Below are 19,323 nucleotides of genomic sequence, written 5' to 3'. Positions count from 1 at the left end.
TTCCCTTTCTGGTGGTTCGTTCGCGTCACCGCGGAGCGTCCGCGACGAGAGCGCCGGTTCCCAGCTCGGCGAGCTGGACGAAGTAGTGGGGGCCTCCCACGCCCCCACCCTTGAGGCACACCTCGAGCCCGTCGATGCGAGGGTCGTCGCTCACGACGGAGCACAGGGGCGACCCGGGTGCGAGGCGCCGGATCATGCGGAGGGCCCGGATGCCGAGTCCCCGCGCCACGTGACCGGAGGTGTCGCCACCCGCGACGACGAGACGTGAGACCTCGGCCCGCGCGAGAACGCGACGGGTGACGTCGGCCAGGGCGAGGGACAGGTCTCCGCCCGCAACACGCGGTGCGCCGGGAGCGGGCGGCGGCGCGAACACGAGGACGCGCTCGCGCTCGGTGATCGCGCGCGCCGCGCGCGCGGCGACGTCGACGCGGGCTCGCTCCCCCGTCTCCGGGTCGGTGACGGCGACAGGGTCGAGATCGACGCGCTCGAAGCCCGCCGCGAGCGCCACCTCCGCCTGTCGCTGCGTCGCCGGAGAGCGCGAGCCGGAGACGACGAGCGTCGAGCCGGGTGCACGGACCGCGCCCGCGGGCGCGAGGCCCCGCCGGCCCCAGGCGGCGCCGAGCGCGTACTCCACCCCGGAGGAACCGACGACCGCGGCGGTCGTGCCGCTCGCGGCGGCGCGGACGATCACCCGGTCGAGGGCGAGACCCGCCTGACGCTGCGTCCCCGCGCCATCGACGTCGAGCAGCACGACTCCGGCTTCGTCGCGGAGGACCGCATCGACGCGCTCCTCCACCTCGTCGTCGGAGCCGTCGAGGGCCGCGACGTCGACGAGCGCGATCGGCAGCGCGGTCTGCGCTCCGAGGTGGACGCGGAGGTCTGCTTCGGTCATCGGCGTGATGGGGTGAACGGTCATCGCCGGGTGCCGGTCGAGGCGGTACACCGCACCTTCGAACGTCGCGAAGAGTGTGCCGAACGCCGTCCAGCGTCCCAGCTGCGGAACGCCCACGACGAGAGGCACGGCGTCGTCCGACCCGACCGCGGCGCGGAGGATCTCGGTCGCCCGGCCGATGCTGCCGATGTCCGGCGCCGAGTCGAACGTGGAGCACATCTTGTAATGCAGCAGCGGGGCGCCCAGGCGCGAGAGCGCCTCGAGGACGGGCGGGAGCTCGGCATCCATCTCGTCCGGTGACAGGGTCCGCCCCACCCCGGCGACGCCGACCGCGCGGATCCCCTCGTGGGCGGCGACCTCCGCGGGCGTCGGCGGGTCGAGGAACAGCAGCGTCGGGAGCCCCAGGTCTTCCAGGGTTTCCATGACGTCGGTCGAGCCGGTGAAGTCGTCGCCGTAGAACGTGACGACCAGGCCCTCCGCGGGCGGCTGCGGCCGGGTCATCCCTCCGTCCTCTCCGACATGACGACCCGCCGCGTCAGTTTCTCGAGCCGGCCGGTGCGCGCGGCGTCGATGAAGACGGCGAGCAGGATGATGCCCGCTTGGATCATCGGCGTCACGTACAGGTCGACCTGGAGGAACTGCAGGCCCGTCTGGATGAGCTGGATCAGCAGAGCGCCCACCACCGTCCCGGGGAACACCGAGCCGCGGCCGCCGAAGAGGCTCGTTCCCCCGAGGACCGCCGCCGCGATCGCGTCGAACTCGTCACCGGAGCCGAAGCCCGGCGCGGCGGTGCGCAACTGGGTCATCGCGACGAAGGCCGCGAGCCCGGTCAGCGCACCCGCGATGACGTAGACGGTGAAGAGCACACGACGGACCGGGATGCCGGCCCGCTCGGCCGCCGCCCGGTCCTCGCCCGTCGCGAGGAGCTGACGTCCGAACGGCGTCCGCGTGACGACGAGGTGCGCGACGAGGACGACGAGGGCGAAGACCCACACGGGCAGCGGGATGCCGAGGAGCGGCTGCGCCCCGAGCTGGGTGATGACGTCGGGATAGTTGACCTCGCGCGACTGCGACAGCCCGAGACCCGCACCCCGGAACACCGTGAGCATCGCGAGCGTGACGATGAACGGCACGAGCCGGAGGAAGGAGATCGCGAACCCGTTCACCGCTCCGAGCACCACGCCGACACCGATCGCGATCAGCGGGACGACGAAGACGGGCAACGCGGCGGCATTGATGACCTGGCCCACGATCACCGCGGTGAGGTACAGCATCGACCCCACCGACAGGTCGATGCCCGCCGTCATCAGCACCAGCGTCATTCCGACCGCGACGATGCCGATGTAGGCCGTGCTGCGCGCCACGTTGGCGAGCGTCTGCACGTCGAAAAACCGCGGGTCCCACAGGGAGAAGATCACGAACACCACGATGAGCAGGATGATCGGCACGTTCGCCAGAGCGAGCTGGCGCAGTCTCTGGGTCATCGCGTGACCTCCTCGGTCGAAGAAGCGGCGGTCTCGCCGAAAGCGGCGCCGAGGATGCGGCGCGCGTCGAAGTCCCGCCGGGCGAAGGAGCCCACGAGCTGCCCCATCCGCATGACGAGGATGCGATCGCAGATGCCGATCAGTTCGGGGAGCTCGGACGAGATGACCAGGACGGCGGTCCCGGCATCCGCGAGCTCGAGCGTGGTGCGGTAGACCTCGTACTGCGCTCCGACGTCGACGCCTCGCGTGGGTTCATCGAGGATGAAGACGCGCGGAGTGGTCAGCAACCACTTCGCGATCACGACCTTCTGCTGGTTGCCGCCCGAGAGGGAGCGCACCGGTGCACGGTCGAGGTCGGACGACTTCAGGCGCAGGCTCTCGGTCACCTCGGCGACGTCGTGGGCGACCGCGCGGCGACGCACCGGACCGAGCGCTCCCCCGGCCCAGCGGGTCAGCGACGGCAGCGCCGCGTTCGTGAGGACCGAGGAGTCCATCAGCAGCCCCTCGCCGCGACGGTCCTCGGTCACGAAGGCCAGTCCCCGCGCGATGCGTCCGCGGGTGGAGTGCGGCGACAGATCCTCGCCGTCCACGAGCACCGACCCGCGATCGGTCGGGTCGAGCCCGTAGATCATCCGCGCCAGTTCGGTACGTCCGGCGCCCATGAGGCCGAACAGGCCCACGACCTCGCCCTCGTGGACGGTGAGGTCGATGGCATCCACGACCCCCTTCGTCGAGAGGTCGCGCACCTCCAGGACGGGCGTTGCGGTCGCCGTTCCCGCACGCTGCGGGAACCGGTCGTCGAGGGTGCGGCCCACCATGAGAGTGATCACCTCGCTCACCGGCAGTTCGGCCTGAGGCCGGACGTCGACGAGCGCGCCGTCACGCATGATGGCGATGCGGTCGGAGAGGCGAGCGATGTCTTCGAGGATGTGCGAGACGTAGATGATCGAGGTCCCTGCCGCGGTGAGGGAGCCGATGAGCTCGAACAGCCGCGCGGTCTCGCGGGAGGTCAGCGACGTCGTGGGCTCATCCAGGATCACGAGCCCCGGAGACCCGACGGCGGCCTTGGCGATCTCGAGCATCTGCCGCTGCCCCGGGCTGAGGTCCTCCACGAGGGTCGACGGCGAGAACGGCAGATCCATCAGTGCCAGGGCCTCCGCAGCGCGGACACGAGCCGCGCGACGGTCGGTGAAGACACCGAAGCGCCGGGGCGAATCGGTCAGGAACATGTTGTCGGCCACCGTCAACGGGGCGAACAGGTTGAGCTCCTGGTGCACGTGGGCGATGCCGGAACGACGAGCCTCGGCCGGGCTGTGCGGCTCGTACGCTACACCGTCGATGAAGAGCGCCCCCTCGTCGGGGCGGAACACGCCGCCGACGATGTTCATGAGCGTGCTCTTACCAGCGCCGTTCTCGCCGACGAGGCCGAGCACTTCACCGGGGGCGATCTCGAGCGAGATCCCCTTGTTGACGGGCACTCCGTAGAAGCTGTGCGAGACGGCGTCGACGAGCAGACGCGGGGTGGTCATCGCCTACCTCCCAGGAGACGGGTCCGAGCGACGTCGAGCAGAGCGGCCGCCACGATGACCAGGCCCTTCACGATGAAGACCACGGTGAACGGGAGGTTCAGCAGGTTCAGGCTGTTCGACAGGACGACGAAGAACAACGCCCCGAGAGCAGCCCCGAGCACCGAGCCTTTGCCGCCGAAGATCGACACGCCGCCGATGACGGCCGCGCCGATGACGTCGAGGAGCAGGTCGTCGGCCAGCGTCGGGCGACCGGCCTCCAGCCGGGCCGAATAGAGCAGACCGCCGACGGTCGCGAACACCCCCGACAAGGCGTACGCGGTGACGACCACCCGCTTGTACGGGACGCCGGAGATGATCGCCGCCTCCCGGTTGGTCCCCGCGGCGTACAGCCACCCGCCGAAGGGCGTGCGCCCCAGCAGGTAGTGGGCGACGACGCCGAGCACCACCGCGATGATGGCCGGGACGGTGAGCGCTCCCCACACCTGCGCCTGACCGATCGCGACGTAGTCGTCGGGGAGGTTCGTGACGTTCTCGCTGCGGGTGAGCCACACGGCGACCGCGCTGAACAGCAGCATCGTGCCGAGGGTCACCATGAACGGGGGCATCTTCAGCCGCGCGATGGCGAGGCCGTTGAGCGTGCCCAGCAGCGCCCCGATGAGCACGACGATGAGGAGCGCGAGCAGGATGCCGGGCCAGCCCCCGCCGAGCGGGCCGCCCTGGGGTCCGATGACGGTGTTCCACAGTGCGGAGTTCTGGAACAGGGTCGGTTCGAGAGCCCGGGCGACCAGCAGCGCACCCACCGTGTTGGTGAGGTTGATGATCGCGGTCTGGGCGAGGTCGATGCCGGCCAGCACGAGCACGAAGGTCTGCCCGATGACGATGATGGCGAGCGGCCAGAAGTTGGACAGAACGTTGAGCATGTTGCGCTCGGACAGCAACCCGCGAGCGAAAGGGGCCATCGCGAGCACGAAGACGACGATGAGGATCGCGACGAACCCCTCCCCGAGGAGGAGTCGGCGGAGGCGCCGCTGAAGGAGCGCCCGATACCGTGGCGGCGGTGCCGAGCCGTTCGACGACGAGGTCGTCGAGGCGGCCGGGGCGGGGGTGGTGGTCGGCACGAGCGAGCGCTCCTTCCTGAGAGGGGTGGGGGTCAGCTGGCGGGCGGGGTGATGACGCAACCCCACATGTCCTGCGAGCGGTCGGCGAAGTTGCTCGCGGTGAGGGCGAAGCCGGGGTCGACGATGGTGTCGTCAGGATCGGTCTCGCCGTTCTCGATCGCCGTACCGAGAGCGTCGAGCAGGGCCGAGGCTTCCGAGAAGAGGTCCTGGACGCCGGTCGCATCGACGTACCCGGTCTCGATCAGGCCGCAGGCGCGGTTGTCACCGTCGAGGCCGCCCATGATGACGTGTCCCTCTTGGCCCACCGGCTTCCACTTGCCGAGCGGTTCGAGCACCGCCTGGATCTGCGGGAAGAGGAAGTCGCTCGAGGTGAACAGCACGTCGACGTTCGGGTTCGCCTGCATCGCCGCCTGGAGGTTCGCCTGACCGGTCGCGGCATCCCAGTTCGTCTGCACTTCGATCGGGGCGAGGAACAGGTCGGGGTTGGCCTCGATGACGTCCATGAACCCGTTCCGGCGTTGGACGGCGTTCTGATCGCTGAGGTTGCCGACCATGATCAGGGGCTGCACCTTGCGTCCCAGCTTCGTGGCCTCGTCCGCGAGGTACTGCACGGTCTGCGCGGCGACGTCGCGGTTGTCGGCGACGGAGATGATGGCCGCGCCGTCTTCGGACGCCGGCGGCCGGTTGAAGATGCCGATCGGGATGTCGGCGTCGTTCGCCTCCTTGATGATCGTGTTCGCGCTCGACCCGTCTTCGGGAATCACGATGATGCCGTCGACGCCCTGCGTGATGCAGTCGCGCACCTGCTCGAGCTGGCGGTTCGGGTCCTCGTTCGAGTTGTGCTCGATCACGGTGGCGTTGGCGGCGGTGAGGGAATCGCCGATGGATTTGATACCCGCCGCCCAGAACTCGGTCTCGCTCCCGGAGAAGCCGAAGCAGATGCGCTTGCCGCTCAGGTCGGCTCCGACCTCGACGCTGATGTCTTCGTCGACGGCGGTCGTGCTCCCCGCGCTCCCCCCGGTGGTGCCACAGGCGGTCAATGCGGTGAGCAGGGCGAGGGCTGCGGTGGCAGCTCCCCAGGTTCGATAACGGATCACGAGGCCTCCTTGACTCGGAATGCGGCAAACCACTGTTGCCTTTGGTCTACCGAAACGTATCCGCGTAAGTCACCAATTGCAAGCTTAGTAGAAAGACAATGCACGTTTTGGGCTTTGGTATACCAAAGACACTGCTAGCGTGGACACGGGCCGTCGTCGATGATGGACCTGAGCGAAAGCGAGACTGATGAGTGACTTCGGACCTCTGACCCGCCAGCCGTCACTGGCGACCCGCGTGTCGGACGAACTGCAGGAGGCGATCGCCTCGGGCCGCTTCCGCGCGGGAGAGCGGTTACCCAGCGAACGCGACATGAGCGAGCGCTTCGGCGTGTCACGGACCGTCATCAGGGAAGCGATCCGAACCCTCTACGCCAAGGGAGTGCTGGAGGTCTCCGAAGGTCGAGGAACGCAGATCGCGACGGTGTCGGCAAGCCGCGTGACCGAAGCGCTCGAGGTGTATCTCCGCGGCGCACAGTCGCAAGATCTGCTGCGCCCCGAGCACATCGCCGAGGTTCGAGAGACGCTCGAGACGAGACTCGTCGAGCTCGCCTGCAGCCGCGCCACTGACGACGACATCGCCGCGATCACGGCCGCGCACGAGCGGATGGCGGCTGCCCGCGATCCCGAGACCGCGGCCACACACGACGCCGAGTTCCACCGCCTCCTCGCGCGGTCCACCCACAACGCGCTCATGCTGACGCTGATCGAGTCCATCAACGCCACGATGAAGGCGATCCGTTCGACGAGCCTGTCGGTGGAGGGGCGTCTGCCCGTGGCCCTCGACGAGCACGCGGCCATCCTCGACGCGGTACGAGCGCGAGATGCCGAGGCCGCGCGCCGGGCGATGCGACACCACCTCGACGGGTCGGAACGGTTCTACGACGCCGGCGCCGAGGCGTCGTCGTGAACGACCGGCTCGCCGGCAAGGTGGCGCTGGTCACCGGTGCCGCCTCCGGGATCGGTCTCGCCACGGCGCTGCGCTTCGCCCGCGAAGGGGCGCGGGTGTTCGGCCTCGACCGTGACGGAGATCGGCTCGCCGCGGCTCTCGGAGTGCTCGCTCACCCCCTCGTCGCCGACATCACCGACGAAGACTCGGTCGCCTCCGCCTATTCCGCCGTGCTCGCCGCGGCCGGTCGGCTCGACGTCGTGGTCGCCAACGCGGGTGTGCAGCTCTTCGGCGCGGACGCTCCGATCGCCGATCTCGACCTCGCCGTCTGGCAGCGCACCGTCGACATCAACCTCACCGGAACGTTCCTCACCGTCAAGCACGCGGTACGCGCCATGCTGCCCGCGGGCGGAGCCATCCTCGTCACGGGCAGCCCGACCGCCCTCACCGGCGAGGGGGCGCCGTACACCGCGTACTCGACGACGAAGGCGGGCGGGATGGGCCTCGTGCGAACGGTCGCCGCGGCCTACGCCTCGGCCGGCATCCGCGTCAACAGCGTCGTCCCGGGATTCACGACCACGCCTCTGGTCTCCGCTCTGGCCGACGACGCCGCCTCGCGCGCCGACATCGTCTCGCGCGTGCCCCTCGGTCGCGCCGGGACGCCCGACGACGTCGCCGGGATGATGGTGTACCTCGCGTCCGACGAGGCCTCCTTCGCCACCGGCAGCACGTACTTCGTCGACGGAGGCATGACGACCCTGTGACCGCGATTCACGGGTGATGGTGTGCCCCCGACAGGATTCGAACCTGCGACGCCCGCGTTAGGAGTGCGGCGCTCTATCCCCTGAGCTACGGAGGCGGGATGCCACCAGCCTACCGCCGTGTCGTGGGGTCGCCCGCGAGGAGCCGAGCGGGAAGCTCGGGGTCCCACCGCCCGGGTTCGGCCAGCGCCGCTTCGCGCACCTCGACCCCGTCGGCCCCGATGCTCGCCGCGCACACGAGGAGCGACTCCAGCACGAGATCGTCGTGAGCGTCCCGACGTAGGACCGACGAGCCGGGATCGGAGGTCGACTCCTGCACGACCCGCATCCACGGCTCCCACCATGCGGCACCCGTCTGGATTCCCGCCCGCCGGAACTCCTCGAGCCAGCGGGCGATGCGCGGAGTGCTCGGATCGTCGACGGCGTGGTGCGCGATCATGTGGGTGCCGGGACCGAGACGTGTCCGGCGCGAGCGAAGTCCGTCCCATTCGACGAGGTGGGCGCCCGTGGCATCCACCTCGACGAGGTTGAAGCCGCGGGTGGGGGGCATGTCAGGGATGCCGTCGCCCAACGCGTCGAGGGCGATGGCGCCGCGGCTGACGACCTCGTCGTCACCGCGCGTGGACAGGTCCTCTCGGTTGAGCAGGACGGCGAGCCGGCTCCGGACGGGATCGATCGCGAGCCACGCGCCCCCGGCGCGGTCATCTCGAACGCCCAGGACGTCGGGGCGATCGGGCCACCACGGTCCGAGCCCTCGCCAGGGCCGCTCCCGGTCCTCGTCGCGGACGGCGAGGAGACGCACCGGGTCACCCGGCTCGGCGGGGACATCGATGACGACGGTGCACACCCGTCCCACGCTACCCGCGCCGCCACAGTGTCGGCCGCGCGCCTCCCCCTGCCGTTCCGCACATCCGCCACGGCGGCGCCGTGCCGCCGCCAGCGACCCCCACCTGAAAGACTGGGGCGATGTTCATCGTCGTCGGAGTCACCGGAGGAATCGCCGCGTACAAGACCGTGGGTCTCGTGCGGCTTCTCGTGAAGGCCGGGCACGACGTCCACGTCATCCCCACCGACGACGCGCTGCGCTTCGTCGGATCGCCCACGTGGGAGGCGATCAGCCGCAATCCGGTCACGACGTCCGTTCACGACGATGTGGCCCGCGTCCGCCACGTCGCCCTCGGGCAGTCGGCCGATCTCGTGATCGTCGCCCCCGCCACCGCGAACACCCTCGCCGCGATGACCGCGGGCCTCGCATCCGACCTCCTCGGTACGACGCTGCTCGCAACGACCGCTCCGGTCGTCGTGGCGCCCGCGATGCACACCGAGATGTGGCGGCACCCCGCGACGACGCACAACATGGAGGTGCTGCGGGCACGCGGCGTCCACGTCGTGGGTCCTGCCGACGGAGCGCTCACGGGCGGAGATTCCGGGCCGGGCCGGATGTCCGAGCCCGAGGAGATCGTGGCGGCCGCCCTCGCCCTCGTCGAACGCCCCCGCGATCTCGACGGGGTGTCCATCGTCGTCAGCGCCGGGGGGACACGGGAGCCGATCGATCCCGTCCGTTTCCTCGGCAACCGCTCGAGCGGGCGCCAGGGCGTCGCGATCGCGCGTGCCGCCGCCGACCGCGGAGCCGACGTGACGCTCGTCGCCGCCCACCTCGACGCCGACGTCCATCCCGATCCGCGCGTCGAGGTCATCGCCGTCAGCACCGCCGACGAACTCGGCAGGGCAATGGATGCCACGGCCCCCGACGCCGATGTCGTCATCATGGCCGCAGCGGTGGCGGACTACTCCGTGGCGTCGGTGTCGGAGCACAAGCTCCGCAAGCAGGAGACCCCCGGCGGCCTGACGCTCGAACTCGTGGAGAACCGCGACATCGTCGCCGGTCTCGTCGCGTCGCGTCGCGGCGGGCAGACGATCGTCGCCTTCGCCGCCGAGACGGTCCGCGACGACGATGAGCTCCTCGAGCGTGCTCGCACGAAGGCTGCCCGCAAGGGCGTGGATCTCCTCGCCGCGAACGCCGTGGGGTGGACGCGGGGCTTCGAGTCGACCGACAACGCACTGATGATCGTCGGGCGCGACGGGGAGGTCGTCGCGACGGCATCCGGATCGAAGGACGAGACGGCGCACGCGCTCCTCGACGCCGTTCTCGCCGCGCGCCGGACCTGAGGCGTCGTCACTCGCTCCGCAGGCGATCGACCGCGGCGACGATCTCGTCCACCTCGGTGCGCGTCGTGTAGTCGACGTGGACGTCGGCGAAGCGCACGATCCCGGCCGCATCGATGACGTAGACCGAGGGGAACGGGATGCGCGCCGTCTGGTCGGCGTTGCTGTCCGCCACGTCGAAGCCGAGCTCGGTGTGCGCCGCTCGCGCTTCGGCGCTCGGCTCGGTGACGATGCCGAACTGCTCGGCGAGCACGTTCGTCGGATCGGAGAGCACGGTGAACTCGAGCGCGCCGTTGGTGATGCTCTGCGCGGAGCCGTCGGGGGTCTGCGGCGAGATGGCGATGAGCTTCGCGCCTCGCTGCGCGAGGGCGGGAACAAGGTTCTCCTGATAGGAGCGCAAGGCGATGTTGCAGTAGGGGCACCAGGCACCGCGGTAGAACACGACGACCGACACGGTCCCGTCGAGCGCGGCGGAGAATGTGACCGGCGCACCGTCCGCGGTGAGCAGCTCGGCATCGGGGGCGGCATCACCGACCCCGCGAGCGGCGGAAGGCACTCCCGCATCCCGCAGGTCGGATTGCTCGCCCGCGAAGACCGCAGACAACCGGTCACCGATCTGGGCTTCGAATCCCGTGTTGAAGTCGTCGACCTGCTGAGCGATGGATGGGGTGGACACGCGTCGCCTCCCGGGCGGGATCGGCGTCGAGCGCCGGTTCCAGGAGCGTACGTGTGCGGGCGAGGTCCGGGCCGGTCGGCGTCACCCACGGAGACACGGCGTCACCGCACGTCACACGAGCCGACGGCGGGAGGTGTTTTCCCCGCCGTCGGCCCTGAGACTCAATAGCTGTAGTAATAGGCGATCTGCTGGATGAGCGAGAGGACGTCACGCAGGAGGATGACAGCCCAGATCGTCGTGATGACGATCGACACGGCCGTCACGCCGATGAAGCCCCAGACCGGGCCGAGGCCCTTGCCGGTCTGACGACGCAGCACGATGCCGCGGCCGATCACGTAGACACCCGCGGTGACCACGAAGACGAAGAAGGCCCATGCCCAGTGGAAAGGCTTCTGGATGCCACGGGCCCGCAGCTGGCGCCAGTCGAGGAACGCGAAGAGCACGCTCAGGCCGCCGATGAGCAGCCCGAGAAGGCTGGCGCCCAGTCCGAGGAAGGTCGTTTCCAGGGAGAAGTTCATGACCGACGACGAGTACGAGCCCTGCTCGGAGAGCATGGCCGTGTAGATGCTCTGTTCGATGAGGGAACGCCAGTCGAACAGGAACAACGCGATCAGTTGCACCAGCGGCAGGGCGACGATCAGCCACACCCAGATCGTGTCGGTGGACGCCTCGGGTCGGGCCGGCGTCGCGGCACCCGTCGGGGCGACGGGGTAGCCGGGTGTTCCCCCGGGGGCAACGGTTCCGGGGGCGCCAGGGTGGCCGGGCGCAGCCCCGGCGGCCGCGGCGTAGCCCGTGGCGGTGACGGCCGCGGCGTAGCCCGGGGCACTGGAGTACGCGGGCGCCCCCGTCGGTGCCGCGGGGGCGGCCGGATACCCGGGGGCGGCGGCAGGGGGTGCCGCCGGTCCGGCGACGGGTGCTGCCGGGGCGGGCGGCACCGCAGGCGCGGCCGGCGCGGCGGGCGACGCGGATTCGCCGGGCTCGCGGGACGCAACGGCGTCGGTCGTGTGCGCGCTGGACGCGGCGGAAGCATCGGCGGTGGGCGCGACGGGTGCTGCCGGCGCAGAAGGCGCCGTGGGCGCGGAAGCAGCCGGTGTCTCCGACCCGGCAGTCACTGCCGACGCGACATCCGATTCCGCCACCGCGGGAACCTCCACGGCGGGAACATCCGCCGCGGTGTCGCTCCGCGAGGCGGTTTCAGCCGAGCGCTCGCCCGCCGAGGCCTCGCGCTCACCCGGGGCGGAACCGGCGTCGGCGGTCGCGGCATCCGCCTGCTCCAGCCCGGCCGATCGCACGTCGTCCGTCCACGCGGTCCCGTCCCAGCGGCGGGTGCCGCCGCTTCCGGCGGGGTCGGGATACCAGCCTTCCGGCGGAGTCGGAGTGTCGGTCATGGTGATCCCCCTCGTTGAATCGTTGCGGGTGCCCCGAGTCTAGTGAGGGAGCGCGATGTCATCGGAAGTCCCGCGAGGCGTGGGACACGCCCACGCGAAGATCGGTGAACGCGTCGGCGACGACGTTGGTGACACCTTCGACCGAGCGTTCGAGCATCCCCCGCACGATCAGCGCGGGCGATTCGCGCGCGATGCGCCGATAGCGGTTCCAGACCCCCACCGAGCAGATGATGTTCATCAGGCCGTGCTCGTCTTCGAGGTTGAGGAACGTGATTCCGGATGCCGTGGCCGGGCGTTGACGATGGGTGACGAGTCCCGCCACCTCGATGCGACGGTCGGTTTCGGCCGTATGGAGCTCGCGCGAGGTGAGCACGCCGCGCGCATCGAGAGCCGAGCGGAAGTGCGTGAGGGGGTGATCGTCGGTGGACAGTCCCGTGGCCCACAGATCGGACGCGAGCAGTTCGTAGCTCGTCGGGTCGGTGAACAGCGGCGGCTGCACCGCCACGAGCGAGTCGGGCAGGAACTCGAGGCGGTCCTGGGCCGCAGATCCCGACAGCCAGATCGCCTCGCGCCGCGAGTGGCCCAGGCTCTCGAAGGCCCCCGCGGTGGCGAGCGCCTCGAGCTGAGAGGTGATCAGCCCCGTGCGCCGCACGAGGTCCCGCATATCGCGGTACGGACCTCCCCGCTCTCGCTCGGCGACGATCCGTTCGGCCACCTTCACGCCAATCCCCGTGACCCCCGCCAGCCCCAATCGCACGGCGAACGCCCCGTCCCGCCGGTGTGCGGCGGTCTCATCGGGGGCGGAGCGATCGAACTCCCCCGTCGGCGGCTGGTGGGTCTCGGTGCACGCATCGAGCCCGGTGGCCCCGCGCGACCCGGCGTCGTCGAGGAGCTCCATCCCCGCCTCCACCCCCGACCGCAGCAGGTCGGGTCGGCGTACGCGCACGCCGTGCCGTCGCGCATCGGCTGTCAGGGTCGCCGGTGAGTAGAACCCCATCGGCTGCGCCCGCAGCAACCCCGCGAGGAAGACCCCCGGATAGTGCAGTTTGATCCACGAGCTCGCGTAGACCAGCAGCGCGAACGACAGCGAGTGCGACTCGGCGAAGCCGAAGTTCGCGAACGCCTGGATCTTGGCGTACAGATCGTCGGCGACCTGCCCGACGAGCCCGTTCTCGGCCATGCCGGCGTACAGCTTCTCGCGCAAGGTGTCGATCCGTTCGTGCCCGCGCTTGGAACCCATGGCCCGGCGCAACTGATCGGCATCCTCCGCGGAGCAGTTGCCGATCGCCACGGCCATCTGCATGAGTTGCTCCTGGAACACCGGCACCCCCATCGTGCGCTCCAGCACCGGCTTCAGCTTGGGATGGACGTAGGTGATCTTCTCCTCCCCGAGCTTGCGCCGCACGAAGGGGTGGACGGCACCGCCCTGGATGGGTCCGGGTCGGATGAGGGCGATCTGCACGACGAGGTCGTAGAACTTCCGCGGCTGCAGGCGCGGAAGCAGGCCCATCTGCGCGCGGGACTCCACCTGGAACACGCCGATCGAGTCGGCGCGACACAGCATGTCGTACACGGCCTTCTCTTCTTTGGGCAGCGTCGACAGCTCCCACGTCTCGCCCGTGGCATCCCGGATCAGGTCGAAGCAGTACTGCAACGCCGCGAGCATGCCGAGCCCGAGCAGGTCGAACTTCACCAGCCCCATCCACGCGGCGTCGTCTTTGTCCCACTGGATGACGGTGCGGTCCTCCATGCGCGCGTGCTCGATCGGCACGACTTCGCCGACGGGGCGATCGGTGAGCACCATGCCCCCCGAATGGATACCGAGATGCCGCGGTGCCTTCAGCAGTTCGGCCGCGAACTCGATGACCTGGTCGGGGATGTCGTGATCGGCCCCGGTCTCCAGCGTCGCGCCCCACCGCTCGACCTGCTTCGACCACGCGTCCTGCTGGCCCGGGGAGTGCCCGAGCGCGCGGGCCATGTCGCGCACGGCGTTCTTCGGCCGGTACTGGATGACGTTCGCCACCTGCGCCGCGCGCTCGCGCCCGTACTCGCGGTAGACCCATTGGATGATCTCCTCACGCCGGTCCGAGTCGAAGTCGACGTCGATGTCGGGCTCCTCGTCGCGCAGGCTCGACAGGAACCGTTCGAAGGGCAGCTTGTAGAAGATCGAGTCGACCGCGGTGATCTCGAGCAGGTAGCAGACCGCGCTGTTCGCGGCGGAGCCGCGCCCCTGACACAGGATGCCGCGATCCCGCGCCTCTTTGACGATGCCGTAGACGATGAGGAAGTACCCCGGGAAGTCCTTCATCTCGATCACGGCGAGCTCGCGTTCAATACGGTCGCGGTCGTCGGCGGAGAGGTTCGGGTACTTGCGCGGCACGGCTTCCCACACCAGGTGCCGCAGCCACGACATGGGCGTGTGTCCCTCGGGAACCTTCTGCGTGGGCAGGGCGGGCTTGGCCCGGCGGAGCGGGAAGGCGAGCTCGTCGGCGAGTGTGACGGTGCGCGCCACCGCACCGGGATAACGGGCGAACCGGGCCGCCATCTCGGCGCCCGAACGCAGGTGCGCCCCGGCGTGCGCGGGAAGCCACCCGTCGAGCTCATCGAGACCGCGATTGGCTCGGACAGCGGCGACGGCCGCGGCGAGCAGTTCTTTCTCCGGGGCGGCGTAGTGCACGTTGTTCGTCGCGAGGATCGGGAGCCCCCGCTCGGCCGCGAGTCCGACCAGCACGTCGTTGTGGCGCGAGTCGAGGGGATTTCCCTGGTCGATCAGCTCGACGTTGACGGCGGCGACGCCGAACAGGTCGACGAGTGCATCGAGTTCGCGAGCCGCCCCCGCCGGACCCTCGGATGCCAGCGCGGTGCGCACCGCGCCCTTCCGGCATCCGGTGAGCACCGCCCAGTGCGGGTCCCCGGGGCCGCCGGCACGATCGGCCAGCTCGGCGAGGTCGTAGACGGGGCGCCCCTTCTCCGCCCCCGTGAGCTGCGCGTGGGTGATCGCCGCAGCGAGACGGTGGTATCCCTCCCCCCCGCGGGCGAGAACGAGCAGGTGGGATCCGGCAGGATCGGCCTCGCCGTTCTGCGGGCCCGGGAGTCCGAGGGAGAGTTCCGCCCCGAAGACGGTGTGCACCGCCCGCGCCTCGGCCGCTTCGGCGAAACGCACGATCCCGTAGAACCCGTCGTGGTCGGTCACCGCCAGCGCGTGCAGTCCCAGACGCTCGGCCTCTTCGACGAGCTCCTCGGGAGACGACGCCCCGTCGAGGAACGAGTACGACGAGTGCGCGTGCAGTTCGGCGTAGGGCACGGCATCGGCCGGGCGTTCGATCGTCGGGGGCACGTACGCCCCCCGTTTGTGCGACCACGCGGGACTGTCTCCGCCGTCACCGTTCGGCGGAGCACCGGTCGGCCGCCGGGCATCGCTGAGCAGTCGCTCCAGCTCCGACCACTTCACCGGCGGGTTGGCCCATCCCATCAGCGCGCCCCCGACCCGATGCGCCGCCCGGCCGCGCCCCGACTCCAGGTCGAGTGTCCAGGAAACGCCGTTTCGCCCGGGGGCGTTACGGCGTGTTCTGGACAGTCGACCGAGTCGACGGCGCGCACACGGTCGACGGCACCCAAAGAACCGGCGGCGCGCGGGGCGCCGACAATGTGCGGGGACTCGGCGGTGCGCCAGGGGCCGACGGCGCGCGCGGATCCGACCCACATGGCACCAGGCTCAGTCATAACGCCCCTCCGCCCGCCACTCCCCTTCTTCGACCACCAGCAGCCACGCACCCCCGTCGGCATCGACCACCTGGAACCGGTGGGCGCGGCGGCGCCGCAGAGGATCCCACCCCCGCTCGCTGATGGGCCAGGGACCCGCCCACTCCCGGATACGACGACGCTGTTCTCCCGTGACGAGTACCGCGGGCGGAGCACTCAACACGTCGCGTTCTCCGACCGTGACGGGCGCACCCGCGATGTCGGTGACCTCTACGAGCCGCGGCTCCGGGTAGACGGTGGCCGGCAGAGGATCGGGCAGGCTCCCCGGCCACGGACGGGCGCGGTCCTTCGCCGTCACCGCCCGATCCCCCCACGGCACGAGCACCTGCCGTTCGGCGAGCCAGCGCCCCCCGCCGATCGTCGGCGTGACCACGCCGCGGTGGCCGAGCATGGCCTGCACACGCGAGAGAGCGTGGTGCACCCGCTCATCGGGACCGGCGCCGAAGAGCCCCTTGCTGTGGTGCGCGGCATCATCCACCGCCTCGGGCTCGATGTGCACACCGGCCACCCCGCTGCCGAAGATGCCCTGACCGTCTTCCGCGAGTTGCCATCGCACGCGGTCGACGACCGCGGCCGCGTCGAAAGAACCGGGGTGCAACCACACGCGTTCGCTCCGTTCGCCGCGCTCCCCCGACAGCACGACCCGGAGTTCGGTGCACACGAGATTCTGGGCGCCGAGGTGGGCGATGAACTCCTCGGCCGCCACACGCATGCCGAAGGCGACCTGGTCGGCGAGGTCGAGGGGAGGCTCGAACGCGACGTCGCGATGCAGTTCGGGCGGAGGGATGCGAGGCTCGACGGGTTGCGAATCGCGCCCGCCGGCCAAGGCGTGCAGGCGGATGCCACGTGGACCGAAGCGCTCGAGCACACGCTCCATCGGCATCGCGGCGAAAGCTCCGAGCGTATGAACACCGAGGCGGGCGAGCAGGCTCGCCAGGTCGTCGTCGTCGAGGGCCGCCACCGACAGCGGCGCGAGGAAGGACGCGGACTCGCCCGGAGCCACCACCCGTACCGGTTCGTCGGCGGAGGCGGCCCGGGCGGCGTGCCCGGCGGTGAAGACCCCGTCGGCGACGCTCGCCCTCATCCCGGAGAACCCTTCGGCGGTGAGGAGGTCGACGAGTGTACGCGCGGCCTCGGCCTCGCCTCCGTAGTACCGCGCGGGCCCCCGCGCACGCAGCGCGCACAGCCCGGGGCGGACGATCTGCACCCCCGGCGCGTGGTCCTCGATGCGCGCGACGACGGGGGCGAACACACGCGCATCGCGGACGGGGTCGGTGGCGATCACCACGAGGGCCGGGCAGAGGGCTTGCGCGTCGCGTCGGCGCTGCCCCCGGCGCACCCCATGGGCACGGGCGACGGCCGAGCAGGCGACGACGGTGTTGTTCGCGAACACCGCGACCGGGGCGTCGGCGCGCGGGGGCGAGGACGCCTCGTGGGCGAACGCCGTGATCGGCCAGTCGGGGAACCAGATCACGAGGCTGCGCGTGGGTGCCTGCATCACCCCACCGCCCGGGGGAGATACGTCTCCGAGACCCGTGGGACCAGACGTTCGGCGGGGGCGCCGAGCAGCTCGATCGTGCCGTCCGCCGCGGGCAGGAGCATGCGCGCACGTCGTGCGTTCGGGGAGCGACGGCTGCTCACCGACACCGTCAGCTCACGCCCGGCCAGGTAGCCGCTCCCCTGCCCCAGCCCCGTCCACCGCGGGTCGGCCACATCGATCACGGCCTCCGCCTGCGGCCATGACCCCTGGACCAGCAGCACTGTTCCCCGATCGCGAAGCCGCGCGGCCAGCCGCGTGGCCTCGGCACCTCCACGCGCGGCGGGCGAGCCCGCCGGGGGACGGACGGCGACGACGGGCAGCACCTCGGCGATCGTCGCGGTCACGGCGAGCCAACGAGGTCCGGGGGCGGGGATGAACACGAGCCGGTCGAGATCGAGCCCGTACTTCTCGGCGGCCTCGGCCCCCAGCTCGGGCATGCCGATCACCCCGCACCAGGCGCCGTCCTGCGAGGGCCGCGCCATGAGGGCGAGCAGGAGCGAGGCAGACCGAGCGATCGCATAAGCCGAGCCCGAGCGCAATCCACCGCCGGGCAGAAGGGACGTGAACGCGGGGTGCGTCGGCAGGATCGGGGCGTCCATCCGCCGCCCCTGCATGCGCTCGAGCTTGTCTCGCAACGCATGGACGTCGGGGACCGCCTGCACCTGGTCTCGCACGATCGCCCTCACTCCCACAGGTTAGAACATCTGTTCTACTCTCTCAATCCCTGTGGTTCGAAGATACGATCTACCTCCGACATCGCCCGGGCGGGCATCGCCGACCGTCAGAGCAGGTCGGCCGTCCGCGCGATCCGCGCGAATCCCCCCTGCTGCAACACCAGCGCGGTGTCGGCCATGAGCTCCGCGGCGGTGCGGCTCACCGCCCCGATCCCCGCGATCTCTCCCGTCAGATCGAACGTGCGCGTGGCATCCAGAGCGACGGTGACGTCGTACCCGAGATTGCCGGCCATCCGTGCCGTCGTCTCGACGCACATGTTGGTCTGGATGCCGCAGATGACCAGATCCCGGATGCCACGCTCCCCCAGCCACGCGTGCAGATCGGGGTCGCCGTAGAACGCCGAGTTCACATTCTTCGTCACCAGGACATCGGGGTCGACGGCCGCCACCGCGTCGACGAGGGCATGCCCCGGCGCGGACGGGTGCAGCGGCGAGCCCGCGGCGAGCGAGTCGTGACGCACGACGACGATCGGCTCCCCCTCGCTCGTCCACCGCTGGATGAGCGCTGCGACATTCGCCTCGCACGCGGGATTGGCCGTGGGACCCCAGAACGCGAGGTCATCGAAACCCCGTTGCATGTCGATGACGACAAGAGCACGTGTCATGGCTCCATCCCATCACCGACCAGCGACACCCGCCAGCCGCAGACGAGCGGTCAGGCCGCGAGCGTGAGGTACGGCTCCCACCGCGGGTCGCTCTTGTCGACGCCGCGCACCGTCCACGACGAACCGCGCGGAGGAGCCGGGATCACCCTCAGCTCCCATGACATCTCCTGCGGCGTGCGGTCGCCCTTGACGTTGTTGCACCGCAGGCAGCAGGCCACGAGGTTCTCCCATGTGTCCTTTCCGCCGCGCGAGCGGGGCAGCACGTGGTCGATGGTGGTCGCCGCTTTGCCGCAATAGCCGCACCGGTGGGCGTCGCGACGGAGCACTCCCCGTCTGGTGACCGGCACGCGACGAGCACCCGGCACGCGGATGTAGCGCGTGAGGATGATCACCGCCGGCCGGTCGTAGGTGCCGCCCGCGGCCCAGACCGGATCTTCGTCGATGCATTCGACGACGGTGGCCTTCTCGTTCATCACGAGCACGAGCGCTCGCTTGAACGACACGACGGCGAGCGGTTCGTAGCCCGCGTTCAGCACCAGAGTGCGCATGAGGTTTCCTCTCGAATGGCCGAGACGGCTTCTCGGATGTTCGACTCGCGACGACGAAAGGGGCCGCAGGGCATGAAAAAAGGCGCTGTCTAGACAGACAGCGCCTCGGAAGTCGCGGCGAGACCGCGGCATCCGAA

At 70.4% G+C, this 19,323-nt stretch carries 16 protein-coding genes and 1 tRNA gene; 3 read left to right on the top strand and 14 right to left on the bottom strand.

The features are described from left to right. Window positions 1–25 precede the first annotated feature (25 nt). From PIR02_13040 to PIR02_13020, 5 genes are read right to left on the bottom strand one after another with little or no spacing between them, the layout of a single operon-like run. The gene (locus PIR02_13040) at window positions 26–1,393 is read right to left on the bottom strand and encodes a four-carbon acid sugar kinase family protein (protein ID WZH35695.1); all 1,368 of its coding nucleotides are present in this window, start codon (window positions 1,391–1,393) and stop codon (window positions 26–28) included. Further along, complete coding sequence (locus tag PIR02_13035) at window positions 1,390–2,376, bottom strand: ABC transporter permease (GenBank protein ID WZH35694.1); 987 nt, start codon at window positions 2,374–2,376, stop codon at window positions 1,390–1,392. Before PIR02_13035 ends, PIR02_13040 begins: the two co-directional genes overlap by 4 nt. Further along, window positions 2,373–3,905 carry a sugar ABC transporter ATP-binding protein gene (locus tag PIR02_13030; GenBank protein ID WZH35693.1) on the bottom strand — a complete coding sequence of 511 codons (1,533 nt, stop codon included), beginning with the start codon at window positions 3,903–3,905 and terminating at the stop codon, window positions 2,373–2,375. Before PIR02_13030 ends, PIR02_13035 begins: the two co-directional genes overlap by 4 nt. Continuing rightward, entirely contained in the window at window positions 3,902–5,023 is a 1,122-nt protein-coding gene (locus tag PIR02_13025) for an ABC transporter permease (GenBank protein WZH35692.1), read from the bottom strand. The genes PIR02_13030 and PIR02_13025 overlap by 4 nt, the downstream gene beginning before the upstream one ends. A gap of 32 nt (window positions 5,024–5,055) precedes the next feature. Then, a complete protein-coding gene (locus PIR02_13020) occupies window positions 5,056–6,120 on the bottom strand; it encodes a sugar ABC transporter substrate-binding protein (protein WZH35691.1) in 1,065 nt (354 codons plus the stop codon). Between the two features lie 187 nt (window positions 6,121–6,307). Between PIR02_13020 and PIR02_13015 the strand changes: the two genes are divergently transcribed. Together PIR02_13015 and PIR02_13010 are read left to right on the top strand one after the other, a co-directional pair. Continuing rightward, window positions 6,308–7,027 carry a FadR/GntR family transcriptional regulator gene (locus PIR02_13015; protein ID WZH35690.1) on the top strand — a complete coding sequence of 240 codons (720 nt, stop codon included), beginning with the start codon at window positions 6,308–6,310 and terminating at the stop codon, window positions 7,025–7,027. Continuing rightward, entirely contained in the window at window positions 7,024–7,770 is a 747-nt protein-coding gene (locus tag PIR02_13010; GenBank protein WZH35689.1) for an SDR family NAD(P)-dependent oxidoreductase, read from the top strand. Before PIR02_13015 ends, PIR02_13010 begins: the two co-directional genes overlap by 4 nt. Window positions 7,771–7,792: 22 nt before the next feature. Here the strand turns inward: PIR02_13010 and PIR02_13005 are convergent. Both PIR02_13005 and PIR02_13000 read right to left on the bottom strand, forming a co-directional pair. After that, window positions 7,793–7,865 (bottom strand) — tRNA-Arg (locus tag PIR02_13005). 14 nt (window positions 7,866–7,879) lie between these two features. After that, window positions 7,880–8,614: an NRDE family protein gene (locus PIR02_13000; protein ID WZH35688.1), complete on the bottom strand. Its 735-nt coding sequence runs from the start codon at window positions 8,612–8,614 to the stop codon at window positions 7,880–7,882. A gap of 119 nt (window positions 8,615–8,733) precedes the next feature. Here PIR02_13000 and coaBC point away from each other — a divergent pair, with 119 nt between their 5' ends. Then, complete coding sequence (gene coaBC / locus PIR02_12995) at window positions 8,734–9,936, top strand: bifunctional phosphopantothenoylcysteine decarboxylase/phosphopantothenate--cysteine ligase CoaBC (GenBank protein WZH35687.1); 1,203 nt, start codon at window positions 8,734–8,736, stop codon at window positions 9,934–9,936. Between the two features lie 7 nt (window positions 9,937–9,943). Here coaBC and PIR02_12990 read toward each other — a convergent pair whose 3' ends face one another. The 7 genes from PIR02_12990 to PIR02_12960 form a co-directional block, all read right to left on the bottom strand. Further along, complete coding sequence (locus PIR02_12990; GenBank protein WZH35686.1) at window positions 9,944–10,609, bottom strand: peroxiredoxin-like family protein; 666 nt, start codon at window positions 10,607–10,609, stop codon at window positions 9,944–9,946. Between the two features lie 161 nt (window positions 10,610–10,770). Next, window positions 10,771–11,997: a DUF2510 domain-containing protein gene (locus PIR02_12985; protein ID WZH35685.1), complete on the bottom strand. Its 1,227-nt coding sequence runs from the start codon at window positions 11,995–11,997 to the stop codon at window positions 10,771–10,773. Window positions 11,998–12,055: 58 nt separating this feature from the next. Continuing rightward, a complete protein-coding gene (locus PIR02_12980) occupies window positions 12,056–15,469 on the bottom strand; it encodes an error-prone DNA polymerase (GenBank protein ID WZH35684.1) in 3,414 nt (1,137 codons plus the stop codon). Window positions 15,470–15,712: 243 nt separating this feature from the next. Then, window positions 15,713–17,257 (bottom strand): DNA polymerase Y family protein, encoded by a 1,545-nt coding sequence (locus tag PIR02_12975; GenBank protein WZH35683.1) that lies wholly within the window; start codon window positions 17,255–17,257, stop codon window positions 15,713–15,715. Next, window positions 17,257–17,913: a hypothetical protein gene (locus PIR02_12970; GenBank protein WZH39000.1), complete on the bottom strand. Its 657-nt coding sequence runs from the start codon at window positions 17,911–17,913 to the stop codon at window positions 17,257–17,259. The genes PIR02_12975 and PIR02_12970 overlap by 1 nt, the downstream gene beginning before the upstream one ends. Before the next feature lie 167 nt (window positions 17,914–18,080). Further along, the gene (locus tag PIR02_12965; protein WZH35682.1) at window positions 18,081–18,638 is read right to left on the bottom strand and encodes a cysteine hydrolase family protein; all 558 of its coding nucleotides are present in this window, start codon (window positions 18,636–18,638) and stop codon (window positions 18,081–18,083) included. Between the two features lie 50 nt (window positions 18,639–18,688). Continuing rightward, window positions 18,689–19,186, bottom strand: coding sequence for an HNH endonuclease (locus PIR02_12960; protein WZH35681.1), 498 nt, complete (start codon window positions 19,184–19,186; stop codon window positions 18,689–18,691). Window positions 19,187–19,323 lie beyond the last annotated feature (137 nt).

The organism is Microbacterium enclense (genome assembly GCA_038182865.1).
Lineage (GTDB): Bacteria > Actinomycetota > Actinomycetes > Actinomycetales > Microbacteriaceae > Microbacterium > Microbacterium enclense_B.
The sequence above is the reverse complement of the archived record's forward strand: the minus strand, read 5'-3'. Positions and strand labels throughout refer to the sequence as shown.